Annotated in this window: 12 protein-coding genes and 1 pseudogene; 8 read left to right on the top strand and 5 right to left on the bottom strand. The window is 59.6% G+C overall.

The features are described from left to right. Positions 1-515: 515 nt before the first annotated feature. From Q1A87_RS18750 to Q1A87_RS18730, 5 genes and pseudogenes are all read right to left on the bottom strand, one after another. A complete protein-coding gene (locus Q1A87_RS18750) occupies positions 516-1,613 on the bottom strand; it encodes a DUF475 domain-containing protein (RefSeq protein WP_299654915.1) in 1,098 nt (365 codons plus the stop codon). A gap of 329 nt (positions 1,614-1,942) precedes the next feature. Beyond that, positions 1,943-2,080 (bottom strand): annotated as a pseudogene (locus tag Q1A87_RS18745) (integrase core domain-containing protein); the annotation flags it as partial. A gap of 138 nt (positions 2,081-2,218) precedes the next feature. Continuing rightward, positions 2,219-3,061 (bottom strand): SDR family oxidoreductase, encoded by an 843-nt coding sequence (locus Q1A87_RS18740; protein WP_299654903.1) that lies wholly within the window; start codon positions 3,059-3,061, stop codon positions 2,219-2,221. Further along, positions 3,058-3,840 carry an IclR family transcriptional regulator C-terminal domain-containing protein gene (locus tag Q1A87_RS18735; RefSeq protein WP_299654900.1) on the bottom strand — a complete coding sequence of 261 codons (783 nt, stop codon included), beginning with the start codon at positions 3,838-3,840 and terminating at the stop codon, positions 3,058-3,060. The genes Q1A87_RS18740 and Q1A87_RS18735 overlap by 4 nt, the downstream gene beginning before the upstream one ends. 60 nt (positions 3,841-3,900) lie before the next feature. Continuing rightward, positions 3,901-5,313 (bottom strand): CoA transferase, encoded by a 1,413-nt coding sequence (locus Q1A87_RS18730; protein ID WP_299654897.1) that lies wholly within the window; start codon positions 5,311-5,313, stop codon positions 3,901-3,903. Between the two features lie 97 nt (positions 5,314-5,410). Between Q1A87_RS18730 and Q1A87_RS18725 the strand changes: the two genes are divergently transcribed. The 8 genes from Q1A87_RS18725 (at position 5,411) to Q1A87_RS18690 (ending at position 12,945) form a co-directional block, all read left to right on the top strand. Further along, positions 5,411-6,526, top strand: coding sequence for a tripartite tricarboxylate transporter substrate binding protein (locus tag Q1A87_RS18725; protein WP_299654894.1), 1,116 nt, complete (start codon positions 5,411-5,413; stop codon positions 6,524-6,526). 88 nt (positions 6,527-6,614) lie between these two features. Then, positions 6,615-7,817, top strand: coding sequence for a thiolase family protein (locus Q1A87_RS18720; protein WP_299654891.1), 1,203 nt, complete (start codon positions 6,615-6,617; stop codon positions 7,815-7,817). 10 nt (positions 7,818-7,827) lie between these two features. Beyond that, the gene (locus Q1A87_RS18715) at positions 7,828-8,223 is read left to right on the top strand and encodes a Zn-ribbon domain-containing OB-fold protein (protein ID WP_299654887.1); all 396 of its coding nucleotides are present in this window, start codon (positions 7,828-7,830) and stop codon (positions 8,221-8,223) included. Next, the gene (locus Q1A87_RS18710) at positions 8,220-9,083 is read left to right on the top strand and encodes a fumarylacetoacetate hydrolase family protein (protein ID WP_299654883.1); all 864 of its coding nucleotides are present in this window, start codon (positions 8,220-8,222) and stop codon (positions 9,081-9,083) included. Before Q1A87_RS18715 ends, Q1A87_RS18710 begins: the two co-directional genes overlap by 4 nt. 21 nt (positions 9,084-9,104) lie before the next feature. Further along, the gene (locus Q1A87_RS18705) at positions 9,105-10,295 is read left to right on the top strand and encodes a CoA transferase (protein ID WP_299654880.1); all 1,191 of its coding nucleotides are present in this window, start codon (positions 9,105-9,107) and stop codon (positions 10,293-10,295) included. Positions 10,296-10,322: 27 nt separating this feature from the next. After that, entirely contained in the window at positions 10,323-10,778 is a 456-nt protein-coding gene (locus tag Q1A87_RS18700) for a tripartite tricarboxylate transporter TctB family protein (RefSeq protein WP_299654877.1), read from the top strand. Positions 10,779-10,793: 15 nt separating this feature from the next. Next, a complete protein-coding gene (locus tag Q1A87_RS18695; RefSeq protein ID WP_299654874.1) occupies positions 10,794-12,302 on the top strand; it encodes a tripartite tricarboxylate transporter permease in 1,509 nt (502 codons plus the stop codon). Continuing rightward, positions 12,289-12,945, top strand: a complete 657-nt coding sequence (locus tag Q1A87_RS18690) for a polysaccharide deacetylase family protein (protein ID WP_299654872.1) — start codon at positions 12,289-12,291, stop codon at positions 12,943-12,945. The genes Q1A87_RS18695 and Q1A87_RS18690 overlap by 14 nt, the downstream gene beginning before the upstream one ends. Positions 12,946-12,949 lie beyond the last annotated feature (4 nt).

Here is a 12,949-nt window from a genome sequence, read left to right as displayed (position 1 = left end):
GCTCAATGAACGAGCGACACCAGCTATGAAGAAGCAGGTGGACGCCAGTTCCTACACCACGCCCCGGGACACTACCCGAAGTGAATCCCTCACGGCCGTAGTTCTGTAACAACGCCCTTTCGACCGATACAGACAAACTGACGTTTGAAAGCTCTTATTTTCCGGAGGTTGAGACGTTCTCGGGAAAATCGTTCCTGATTTTTCTCGCCTCTGGAGAATATAAGTGCGCCGGTTTTTATATCTGGACAACGCTCGATAACGCTGGACTCCGCGCCGCTCCCCAGTTTGGAACCTGCTCGAACAGAGGCGAAGTGTTGCGCACGGCGCAAGGCTTGATGTTGGTCATGCCGGACCCAAAGTCGTCTGATGCAGCCAGTTTCTTTCTCAACACGGACGGAACGGTCGCCCGGAATGACCAAGGGCTAGAGGCCGGCGGCTTCGTCGACCCGTTCTGACCTGTTGTTGAGAAGGGGGACCGCACAAAAAAAGTGCAGTCCCTGTCAATAATGCCGGTCCTATGCTTCCCGGAGAGCTGTGCTGCGGTTCCACCTGATCGAAGACCATAGCGAAATGCCGATCAGGGCTGCGCCGCCGAGGCCCGTGATCACTTCCGGTATGTGAACAAGCGCCTGCGCAAACATAACGATGGACAATGCGATGATCGCATAGAACGCCCCGTGTTCCAGATAGCGATACTCAGAGAGGGTGGCATTTTCCACTAGCATGATTGTCATCGAGCGGACATACATCGCGCCAATACCGAGCCCGATAGCGATTACGAACAGGTTCTGGCTCAGTGCAAAAGCCCCGATGACCCCATCAAAGCTGAATGAGGCATCCAGCACTTCCAGATACAGAAAAGCGCCCAACCCGCCTTGCGCTGCACCGTGCAACGTTTCTTGCGTGCTATCCAGAAGCCCACCGAGAACCTCGACCAGAAGAAACGTCATCAATCCCCAGATTGCTGCGTTGAAAAACACCGTGCGCTCGGTCCCCTGCAGCAGGCGAGAAAAGCCAAGGACAAACAGCAACACGACGGCCACTTCGATGCCACGGATCGTGGCGTATTTTGCCATGTGTCGTTCGATCCAGTCGACCCAATGCACATCTTTTTCGTGATCGAAGAAGAAGCTGAGCCCGACCATCATCAGGAAAGTTCCGCCAAAGGCTGCGATCGGCAGATGCGCGCTGTCCATGATGCGGGCGTATTCCTCCGGCTGACTGGCCGCCAGTACCAGCGCCTGCCATGGTCCGATCCCCGCCGCGATCACCACGATCAACAGGGGAAAAACAATGCGCATCCCAAAGACCGCGATCACGATCCCCCAGGTCAGAAAACGATGTTGCCACTCAGGCCGCATCTCTTTCAGCTTGTTGGCGTTCACGATGGCGTTGTCGAACGACAGCGAGATTTCAAGTACGGCGAGCACCGCACAGATAAACAGGATCGAAAGCATTCCTCCGAACGTGCCTGTGGTTTGCCAGCCAAGCGCGGCTCCAAGGGCAAGCCCCAACCCCGTCACGATGATTGCCCATTTCAGATAGGAGAGCATCGAACGGCGCAGCGTACTGCCACTTGCGCCGACGAACCGAGGCGGAGTTTGTTTTGTCATGTTGATGAATGTCCAGACGGCTGGAGAAAGAACAGGTGCCGACATCGAGGAAGCGCCGCCACTTCCGCCAGAGGGGCCCGGTCACCGCTCGATTGCGCCAAGGCGCGAAATGTAGATAGCATCACACTCGCTGAACTGTCATCCCCCGCATGTGATTAAATAACTTCGTTTCGCGAACCGAGAGCTTTGGTATTTTGATTGGGCCATTGTCTCCAAGTGGTCGTTTGTCGCGCTCCGGTATCAGACAACGCGGTGTCCCGCCGCATTGAGAGGTGGCTCGGTTTATCTGAGCAGCGTCCGGGCTTTCGTTAAGTGGATCTCCGCCTTGATTACGCTGCCGCCGGTATTGGCGATGGCTGGTTGAGATAGGCCCGGTCGGGCGTCTGCCCGCCGAGCGATGAATGGGGCCGGGTGCCGTTGTAGAAGTCGAGATAGCGGCCGATCGAGGCTCGAGCTTCGGAGACGCTTGCGCGGACGTTGGCAGCAACCGACCCCATTCCGGAAGTCAAGCCAGCTGCGGTCGAGATCCGATAGCTGTCGAGAGTACGGTGTAGGACTTTTACTGGAAATGTAAGTGAGGCAGCAGCAAGGCATGGTATGGCATGCTATTGCCCCCAAACCCGCCCGCCGTCGGCCATTATCGTTTGCCCAGTGATCCATTTTGCCCGGTCACTGACAAGGAATAGCGCAAGTTCAGCAACCTGGGTGCCATCGTCCGCCCAACCAAGCGGCACCATATCCTTGACCATCTCTTCGAATTGTTCGCCGCGCGGCAGGTCATCGAGCCGGGAGGTATCGTTGAAGCCAGGACAGATAGTATTGACGCGGATATTATCGGCGGCCAGCTCCATGGCCATCACGCGGCCCAATGTGTTGACCGCCGCTTTGGAACTCGCATACGCACCCAGCCTCGGTCCAGCCGTGCGGGAAGCTACGGTGGAGATATTAACGATGTTACCTCCACCGCCCTGGGCCAACATGGCGCGGGCCGCGGCCTGCGACATCAAGAAGGTGCCCTCAAGGTTGATAGCGTAGACTTTCCGCAGCGTATCAAGATCGAGATCAACAACGTTCCGACGGTCCGAGCCACGACTCATTGCGGCATTGTTGATTAGGATGTCGACGCGCCCGAATGTGGCGAGGGTGTCGGCGATCAGGCGGTCGACCGAGGCCTCATCGGCAATGTCGGTGATGGCCGTCAAGGCCTTGCCACCAAACTGGCGGATTTCATTGGCGACGCTCTCGACATCGCGCCAACCTGCGGCTTTCTCATCCTCTGGAAAGGTCTCGGAGGGACGGCCCGAACCCGTTGCCACGACGCTGGCGCCAGCTTGGGCCAAGGTGATGGCGAGGCGCCGGCCGATGCTGCGCATTCGACCCGCGCCAGTGACTATGGCCACCCTGCCGCTGAGTTCCTTGGGGCCAGATGGATTGAGCGCCGGCGTCATTGGCGCGCGTCCAGCAGCTTTTGCATGGACTCCGCCGCGTGGCGCAGCTCGGGCAGATAACGGTCCACAAATTCGGAACCTTCATATTTTAGCGTTGCGCTGGTCGACAAGCCATAGCGAATGCGACCCTTGACCGTCAGCGGTACGGCGACTGAGGACATGCCAATGGCCGTTTCCTGATCCACCACGTTCCATCCTCGCTGATAGGCTGTCCTTGCCTGTTCACGTAGCGCGTCTACGGTGCGGACGGTAAATGCCGTGACCTCGGGCAGGGTGGTGATGCCGTCATAGAGCTTGTCAAACTCCTCGTCGCTCATGGCGCCAAGCAGCAATTTTCCGGTGGACGAAGAATGGGCGGGAAAGCGCGTGCCTACGGTCATATAGTCGCGTTCGAGCCTCCGTGCCGTAGCACGCGCCACGCAGACCACCTCGCGGTCCACCAGCATCATGATCGAGCAGGATTCGTTGAGTTTGTCGGATAGCTCCGACAGGCGCGGCTGCAGTAGGTTGAGTGCCGGCAGCGTCATTAAATAGGTAAAGCCGAGCTGGAGGGTGCGCGCTGCCAGATGATAGCGCTTGTCTTCCTCGCTATACCCGACATAGCCCAGTTTCGTAAGCGTGATGAGTACCCGCCGGGCCGAGCCGGGGCTGAGGCCGACCTTGCTCGCGATCCGGCTCAGCGTCATTTGCGGAGCATCTGCGCCGAAAGACTCGATCACAGCCAGACCCTTGGCCAGCGATTTGATGAACTCCGGGTCATCCAAGTGTTCGTCTTTCAAAGCAGTTACTTTCTGGTTCCGGAAGCGGCCGCTTATTATTTCATTGCTCTTTCCGTCCGACTAGTCCCAAGCCAAGCGGCCAGCGCCGGCGGGTTGGGGCGGTGTCGCCCAATACGAGGGGGTTTCGGAAAACGTCACGATTGGTCTGGGGTGCTCGATCATGCCGAGCGGAGACTGCGTCATCTGCAGGTCGTCCGGCACAATCTGGGGCAGCGTAGCCACGCCCCCCGGGGCACCTGGCCATTGCTCCAGCGGGAGCTGCCCAAGGTCCTGAAGCCACATCGACGTACCGGTCAACGAAACATCGACGCGGTAAGAACCGCCAACCTGCGCCCGCTGGATCAGAGCGCTAGCGACGCCGGCCGCAGCACAGTAACCGGCCAAGTAGTCGTTGAGCGTAAATGTCGATGCGAGCACGGGTTCATCCAAGCTGCCTTCACCGACGGCAAGGCCACTGACGACCTGTCCAAACGGATCGTAACCCGCGCGGTCAGCCCAGGGACCATCGCTACCATAGCAACTTACAGTGGCGTAGATCAGCCCAGGTCGCAGTTCGCTCAACCTTTCAAATGACAGGCCATGAGCCTCCAACGAGCCCGGCCGCCACGAATGGACGAACACGTCGGCCTGGGAAATCAGCGCAAGCAGTTCGTCCCGGTCCACGTCCGACCGAAGGTCTGCAAATGCCGTTCGCTTCCCGAACGTAGTGTCGGCGATGATGTGATTGGGATCGGGCATGTGCGGCGGCGACACGTGGATGACATCGGCACCTTGCTCGGCTAGGGTTCGCGACACCATCGGTCCGGCAAGAACGTGTCCCATGTCGACAATACGTATCCCCTCGAGCGGGCGCGCCGCCGCGGTTAGCGGCTCGGCATCGCTCTCGGTCATCCGCCTCACCTCGACCGGTGTGCGTCCCGCCAGGTTACGGCCCTGGGGATGGGACAGCCATTCGTCTCTGGTGCGGGCCATCGCCCCCATCGCCTTTGCTTCCGCCAAGATTTCTTCCAGCTCAAACGCATCATATTTTTGTACGGTACGGGCGATGGAGGCCGTGTCGGGCGAGCAATCGAGACAGCTTAGCAAACGCGTGAAATGCTCATGATAGAAGGCATGCCGCAGCAGATACATCTGCCGGCCGTCGCGCGTCTCGAAGAACACCTGACGCTCCGAGGCGGGTCGCTGTAGCTGCAGTGCATGGCGGCCGCGCCGGATGTAGGCGAGCGTCCGCAACCCTGGAACCGCTGCCTTGGCGAGGTCGACGTCGATCGACTGGGCCCCATTTCCTCGCAGCCGCCAGATTTCGGCGACGCCTGCTCCATAGGCTGCCAAGGCCACCGCGCTTGCCAGCCCTGGTCGGTAGCGGCTGGGCACCACCGGGTCATGGCCGCGAATTGTAACGCGGCAACGATGCTCGGTGTCCGGCAATGCGAGCTTACGCAGAAGATCCAATAAGGCGGTGTTCGTATCCAATATTCTCTGCCTCACAGTTTCCGCAATACGGATATATTTTCGTAATACGGAAGATAGCTGATGCGCTGAGATAATCAATGGGTGGGCGACAGCCGCCGTGTCCGGGCGCTCATTCGAACAAGACGCCGCTGTTTGCCGCGCCTTCAAGGGGGTTGACGACACCGCTTGTGCGGCGCATTATCGATATACGGAAAAATTTCCGTTATGCGGAAAAAACAGTTGGGAGGAAATGTTGATTTATAGTCAGTTCAGAATGACGTTGATCGTCGCCACATCGGTGATGGCACTCACCGCAACTGTCGGCCTGGCGCATGCGCAGGAGTACCCGGCCCGCGCGATCGATGTGATCGTGCCGTTGCCGGCAGGTTCTGCCGCCGACGGCGTGGCGCGCATTGTTCTGCCCAAGATGGAGGAGATTCTTGGCCAGCCGATGGTCATCGAAAATATCGGTGGCGCCGCACATATCCCAGGCATGGTGCGGGCGTCCGAGCAGGAGCCGGATGGCTACCACCTGCTGTGGGCGACAATCGCTGACTTCTCGTCCAACCCCAATATGTATGCCGACCTACCCTACGCCGCGGAAGACTTTTCCCCTGTTGGCCGCGCTTCCGCTCAGACCCTGATAATGGCCGTGCCCACTGCCTCCGGCATCAAATCGCCGGCCGAACTGGTTGAAAAGGCCAAAAGCGGCAATCTCTCTTACGCCTCAAGCGGCATTGGCAATTCCAATCACCTGCTCGGTGAAATGCTGATGCGCGACGCAGCCATTTCCCTGCGTCATATCCCCTACGAGGGCGGTTCGGCAGCAGTGCTCGACCTGATGCGTGGCGAGACTGACATGATGTTTTATTCGCTGTCTCAGTTTCAGCCCGGACTTCAGACGGGGGAATTGACGCTGCTAGCCACCACCGGTGAGGAGCGCTCGACCTTTACGCCCGAGCTGCCGACCATGAAGGAGCTTGGCTACGACGACGTGCTTGTATCATCCTGGTATGCCCTGTTCGCACCGGCTGGAACTCCCGATGAATATGTCAGCACGCTGTTCGACGCGCTCAATGAAGCGCTGGCCGATCCCGAGGTCATTGCTGCTCTAGAGCAGACCGGCACAGAGGTTTGGACCAGTGAATCGCCCAGCGAATTTGCTGATTTTCTGACGACCGAGCGCAATCGGTACGCCGAACTGGTCGAAGCGATCGGCCTCGAGAAGCGCTAAGCGCCGATCCGACCCGGGAGGGGCGGCCCAATCCGCCTCTCCCCTGCTGCCGTAGCGGCGCGATTCACACACAAATTGGAGCCTATTGATGCCAAGTCCAGGCAGCGAGGCCGTTATTGCCGGATTGGGGGAACCCCCTGTTGGCCGGCTGACGGGAAAAACCCCCACCGAGCTTCACATCGATGCCGCGATGCTGGCGATCGAGGATTCCGGGATCGACAAGCACGACATCGATGGTCTGATGACCAGCGGAACCTTCCTCAACGATAATATCCGCCATCACATGATGATCGGCGAGCATCTGGGCATTCACTGCAAGAGCTTCGTCGATACGCTGCGCACCGGCGGCCATTCCTATCTCAATGGTGTCCAGGTGGCGCAGTGGGCGGTGGAAAGTGGGCTGTGCAAAGCCGTTTTGCTGTTGCGCGGCGACACCACGCTGTCTGGCGTGCCCAAGGGCACGTCAATGAAGGCCTATATCGAATACGGCGCTCACCCGATCGAATTCGAAGTGCCTTTCGGCATCTCGGTTCCGGGCGTCTATGCCATGCTGGCGCAACGTCACATGCATGAATACGGCACCACCTCCGAGCAATTGGCCAATATCGCGGTTGCCTGCCGCAAGCATGCCGCGCTCAACCCAAAGGCCTTCAAGCGCGATCCGATCAGCGTCGATGACGTCCTCAATTCACGCATGGTGTCGACGCCGCTGCACCTGCTTGACTGCAGTCCGCCGTCCGATGGGGCGGGCGCTATTCTCATCACGTCGCGCGAACGTGCCCGCGACCTCAAGAGCAAGCCCGTGCGCATCCTGGGAACCGGCCAGGCGCAATCTTACTATCACTTGGCACATCTGGCCCGCGCCACCGGCGCGCGTCCTGAAGACAAGTCGCGCTTCAGCCTGACCAAGACGGTGCAGTCGGTCGCCGCGGAACGTGCGTTTGGCATGGCGGGGGTGAAGCCGACCGATATCGATGTAGCCCAACTCTACGACTCCTTCACGATCACCGTGCTGATGCAGTTCGAGGATCTCGGTTACTGCGCCAAGGGCGAAGGCGGAGCCTTTACCGAAAACGGACGCATCGAGCTGGGAGGCGAACTGCCGGTCAACACCCATGGCGGGCTTTTGTCCTTTGGGTCCTCGGGCGGCATCAACCACATCATCGAGGCCGTGCGTCAGGTGCGTGGCGAATGCGGAGACCGCCAGGTCAAGGACGTGGAACTGTCGTTGGCGACCAATGTCAGCGCGGTCGCTTCCAACCACTCCATCGCTATTTTTGGACGGGACTGAGGGGATAGTCATGAGCCGATATTTGCCCGAACCAACAAAGATTTCGAAACCCTTCTGGGACTCCTGCAATGCAGGAGCGATGCAAATCCAGCGCTGCGCCGATTGCGGCACCTACGCCTTTTACCCGGTTTTTATCTGCCCCGAATGTGCATCCCGCCAACTCGAATGGACCCCCGTCAGCGGCAGGGGCAGCATTCATACCTATACGGTGGCGGCGCAGTCGGTCTTTGAAGGAGTCGAGGGGCCCGTCGTGGTGGCGCTGGTTGAGCTTGAGGAAGGGGCGATGATGACAACCAACATCAAGACCGATGACCCCTACGGCGTTCACATCGGAATGGCGGTGAAACTGGCCTACGAGCCGATTTCGGAAGACATCACCTTGCCGGTCTTCGAGGTGGCGTCATGAAGCTGGCGACTTTCGTCCACGATGGGGTGGAGCGGCCGGGCGTGGTGGTCGGCGACAGGATCGTCCCCACGACGGACGCCTCGCTGCTAGCCCTGATCCAGGCCGGCCCTACCGCGGTTACCCAAGCGCGCAGGTTGGCCGAGGCATCAGCAACAGACGCTGGCTATCGTCTCGCTGACATATCGTTACGTGCGCCGATCCCCGTTCCGCCGCGCAACGTGTTCTGCGTCGGTCGCAACTACAAGTTGCACATCGAGGAAGGTGCACGGGCCCGCGGGGTTGCGGCGGAATACCCGCCAGTGCCGGAGTTTTTCACCAAGGCGACCCATGCCGTTTGTGGTCCGGACGACGTAGTTCGCCTGCCGGCCATCACGAAAAAACTGGACTATGAAGTCGAACTCGCTTTCGTCGTCGGCAAGGGCGGCCGTGATATCAAGGCGCAGGACGCCGCCGAACATATCCTGGGTTATGTGGTGCTCAATGACGTCACCGCGCGCGATCTGCAAAAAGGTCATGGCCAGTGGTTCAAAGGCAAGTCTCTCGACAACACCTGTCCCATAGGACCGTGGATTGTCACCTCGGACGAATTTGACGTCACCGCCGACCACCGCATCTGGCTGAGTGTCAATGGCAAGATGCGCCAGGATTCGCTCACCACTGACATGGTGTTCGATTGCGCAGCAATCCTTGAAAGCCTCTCGGCCGGACTGACGCTCGAGCCGGGTGACATCGTCACTACCGGGACGCCTTCGGGCGTCGGCCTAGGTCTGGAGCCGCAGGTCTGGTTGCGCGATGGCGACGTCATGGAAGCCGGCATCGATGGCATCGGCTCCATCACCAACACAATACGCTCGGTCTAGTCACCGATGCGGGAGACACACATGCTGCATGAGAATTCACATTTGAACGAAAGCGTCGGCAAAAAAGGGGCCCTCGACGGCATAAGGGTGCTGGACGTGTCCCGCGCTCTGGCTGGCCCTTACTGCACGATGCTGCTCGGCGATATGGGGGCCGACGTCATCAAAATTGAAATGCCGGGAACCGGGGACGAGTCGCGCTACTGGGGCCCTCCGTTTGCCACCTATATGTCCACCAACCGCAACAAGCGCTCGGTAGAAGCCGATCTTCATACCGAAGAGGGCAGGCGCCTGTTCTTCGATCTGGTCCGAACCGCAGACGTCGTGGTAGAAAATTTTCGTCCGGGCACAATGAAGCGTTTCGGCCTGGACTATGCGGCGGTCGCCGCGGTCAAACCAGACATCGTCTATGTCTCGATCAGCGCCTATGGCCAAACCGGCCCGATGTCGCATCGCCCCGGCATCGATCTCATGGTGCAGGCGATCAGCGGATTGATGTCGACCACCGGCGCGCCGGATGGTCCGGCCTACAAGGCGGGCGGACCGATCGCCGATATCGTTGGCGGGTTTTCGGCCGTCATGTCGGTGATGGCGTCGCTCATGGAGCGGCGTGAGACTGGCAAGGGTCGCTATATCGACATCGCGATGCTCGATGCGGTTCTGATGGTGCTCAATCAGCAGATCGTCACCTATACATCGACGCAGAAGCCCTATCCGCGTACTGGCAATGCCCACCCGCTGATGGCGCCCTATGAAAGCTTTGCCGGCTCCGACCGGGAATTCGTCATGGCCGTGACCAATGAAAAGGCATGGAAGGCCTTTGTCTCGCTCAGCGAATTCTCGCATATGCCCGAAAACCCGCTGTACCGCAGTCAGGTCGAGCGCAACATCAATCGAATTGCCATGGTCGAGGAAATCCGGGCCATCTTCGCCACCAATACGGCAGACTACTGGCTGTCCGAGCTAGACAAGCGCGGAATTCCGTCTGAGCCCATCCTGACGCTGGCCGAGGTTGTTAAACTGCCACATGTGCTTGAGCGCGGTTCGCTTATGGAAATTGAGTACCCGCCCAATTCGGGGGTGATGACCACCATTCCCGGCATGCCCTGGAAAGATGTTGCAGCGCCCAAGGTGTTTCGCAATCCGCCGGGCTTGGGGCAGCATACGCAGGAGGTGCTGACCGAGCTCTACGGTGAGGACACCAAGGCTAGCTAGGTCGGCATCGGCCGGGGAGGATGGCGAATGATTGACTGGAAGTCGCAGGACGCTGTGTCAGGACTGATGTTCCTGGCGGTGGCCATCTATGGTGGCGTTTCCACGCTCATGGGATTGGATATCGGGAGTCTCGACCAGATGGGCCCCGGTTTCTTTCCGCTCGCCCTGAGCGTCATTCTCGGAGTGATCGGCGTCTTTGTGCTGCTCGGCGCTAGACCCGATGAAGACCAGTTAGCGCCGGTGAATTGGCGAGCGATTTCGCTGATCGGGGCGGCGCCGGTGGCGTTTGGATTGACCGTTCGCAGTCTCGGTCTCTTGCCTGCCCTGCTGATCAGCGTAGCGTTGGCTACGCTGTCCAGCAGCAGGATCAGGCCAATATACGCCGCGTTCGTCATAATCGGTGTCACCGCATTCTGCATCGCCGTGTTCAAATACGGCATCCGCGTCCCTTACGACCTTATTAACCGCCGACTGCTGCCCTGAGGCGCGGAGGAAAAAATGGAAATTTTTGACGGCCTCATGCTTGGCTTTAGCGTCGCCTTCAGCCCGATGTCGCTCATGCTTTGCTTGCTTGGGGTGACACTGGGCACACTGATCGGCGTTCTGCCGGGGATCGGCCCGGCGGCCACGATTGCAATGCTTCTGCCGATCACGCTGACGCTCGATCCAACCTATGCCCTGATCATGCTCGCGGGCATATACTATGGAGCCCAATATGGTGGCTCGATCACGGCTATCCTGGTCAATCTCCCCGGAGAGCCATCGTCCGCGGTCACAGCGATCGATGGTTACCAGATGGCTCGCCAGGGCAGGGCAGGCGCAGCTTTGTCCATCGCGGCGATCGGCTCCTTCATCGCCGGCACCATCGCGACATTGATCATCGCCTTCGCATCGCCAGCCCTCAGCCAGATTGCGCTGCGCTTCGGAGCACCCGAATTTTTCTCGCTGACGCTGCTCGGTATCGTCATGGTGGTCGTGCTCGCTCAGGGTTCGGCGCTCAAAGGGCTGGGTATGGCCGTTATCGGCCTGATGCTAGGCCTCGTCGGCACTGACGTTTTCACCGCCCAGACCCGTTTCACCTATGGCATCAACGAATTTAGGAGCGGGATTGACTTCATAGCCGTGACCATCGGCGTTTTCGGCCTTGCTGAAATCATGCGCAATCTGGAAGGCAACGACGCCGAGACACGGCGGTCGCATGTCATTACCTCGCTCATGCCGACCCGTGAGGATCTCAGGCGTTCGATCGGCCCAATCCTGCGCGGCACCGGCCTGGGCTCGGTGCTCGGCGTGCTGCCGGGTGGCGGAGCTTTCCTGTCTTCCTTTGCCTCCTATGCCGTCGAAAAGAAGCTTTCCAAGCACCCTGAAGAATTCGGCAACGGTGCCATAGAGGGCGTGGCAGGGCCGGAAAGTGCCAACAATGCCGGTGCTCAGACGTCATTCATCCCCATGCTGACGCTCGGCATTCCTTCCAACGCCGTTATGGCGTTGATGATCGGCGCTATGATTGTTCAGGGCATCCAGCCTGGCCCGCGCGTCATCGTCTCGCAGCCAGACCTGTTCTGGGGCTTGATCGTCTCGATGTGGATCGGCAACGTCATGCTGGTCATTCTGAACCTACCGCTGGTCGGCCTGTGGGTCAGGCTGCTCCGCGTGCCCTATTCGGTATTGTTCCCCGGCATCCTGGCATTCTGCTGCATCGGCACCTTCATTACCAATGGTCTTGAGATCGAACTTTACGTCCTCGCGATAGCCGGACTGGCCGGCTACCTGTTCTCGCGGTTAGGCTGCGCTCCGGCACCCTTCCTTCTCGGCTTCGTGCTCGGGCCAATGGTGGAGGAGCATTTCCGCCGCGCCATGCTGATCTCGCAGGGGGATGCCACCGTTTTCTTCACCCGCCCGATCAGCGCCGGGCTGATGCTGCTGGCCCTGGGGCTCGCCGCGACCATGTTCGTGCCCACGCTTCTGGGTTGGCGCAGGAAGGTTTTTGCCGATGCCGAAGACTAGCGACAAGCGGATCACCCTGAGCTTCGACAACGGTCCGCATGCTGAATTTACGCCGATGGTGCTCGATGTGCTGGCCCGACACGATATCCGGACGACGTTTTTCGTCGTTGGACAAAATCTCGTTGCCAACCGCGACATCGCCCGGCGGGCGCGGGACGAGGGCCACTGGATCGGCAACCACACCTGGAGCCATTCCTTCCCCTTTCGAGAGAAGGGCGATGCGGATTTCGTGGCCAGCGAGATCGACCAGACGCAGGCGGTGATCGGCGATTTGGCGCATGAAGATAAGCTGTTCCGGCCCTATGGCGGCGCTGGGCGCCTCGACGGAGCGCTCAACGCGGTGGCGGCCAAACATCTGCAGCAACATGGTTATACCTGCGTGCTGTGGAACAGCGTTCCGGGCGATTTCCGCGATGCCGTGGGCTGGCCAGCAGCGGCAATGGATCAAATCTCGCAGCTGGAGTCGCCCTTGGTGGTTTTGCACGACATCCATGGCGAGGCCATGACGCGGCTCGACCGCTTCATTTCCCAGCTCAAGTACGAGGGCTACAGCTTTAAGCAAGACATTCCGCCTGACATGATCGTCATCCGCAATGGCGAGCCGACCGAGGCGCTTGGCAGCGTGCTCGCAAAAAAAATCTAGAGTT

This window comes from uncultured Jannaschia sp., assembly GCF_947494055.1.
Lineage (GTDB): Bacteria > Pseudomonadota > Alphaproteobacteria > Rhodobacterales > Rhodobacteraceae > Jannaschia.
Note: the sequence above shows the minus strand (reverse complement) of the source record. Positions and strands in the feature narration are given on the sequence as shown.

Excerpts from the sequence above, each read along its gene's own strand:
- Q1A87_RS18750 (WP_299654915.1), bottom strand. The coding sequence starts at position 1,613 with ATGACAAAACAAACTCCGCCTCGGTTCGTCGGCGCAAGTGGCAGTACG.
- Q1A87_RS18740 (WP_299654903.1), bottom strand. The coding sequence starts at position 3,061 with ATGACGCCGGCGCTCAATCCATCTGGCCCCAAGGAACTCAGCGGCAGG.
- Q1A87_RS18700 (WP_299654877.1), top strand. The coding sequence starts at position 10,323 with ATGATTGACTGGAAGTCGCAGGACGCTGTGTCAGGACTGATGTTCCTG.
- Q1A87_RS18690 (WP_299654872.1), top strand. The coding sequence starts at position 12,289 with ATGCCGAAGACTAGCGACAAGCGGATCACCCTGAGCTTCGACAACGGT.
- Q1A87_RS18710 (WP_299654883.1), top strand. The coding sequence starts at position 8,220 with ATGAAGCTGGCGACTTTCGTCCACGATGGGGTGGAGCGGCCGGGCGTG.
- Q1A87_RS18720 (WP_299654891.1), top strand. The coding sequence starts at position 6,615 with ATGCCAAGTCCAGGCAGCGAGGCCGTTATTGCCGGATTGGGGGAACCC.
- Q1A87_RS18695 (WP_299654874.1), top strand. The coding sequence starts at position 10,794 with ATGGAAATTTTTGACGGCCTCATGCTTGGCTTTAGCGTCGCCTTCAGC.
- Q1A87_RS18715 (WP_299654887.1), top strand. The coding sequence starts at position 7,828 with ATGAGCCGATATTTGCCCGAACCAACAAAGATTTCGAAACCCTTCTGG.
- Q1A87_RS18705 (WP_299654880.1), top strand. The coding sequence starts at position 9,105 with ATGCTGCATGAGAATTCACATTTGAACGAAAGCGTCGGCAAAAAAGGG.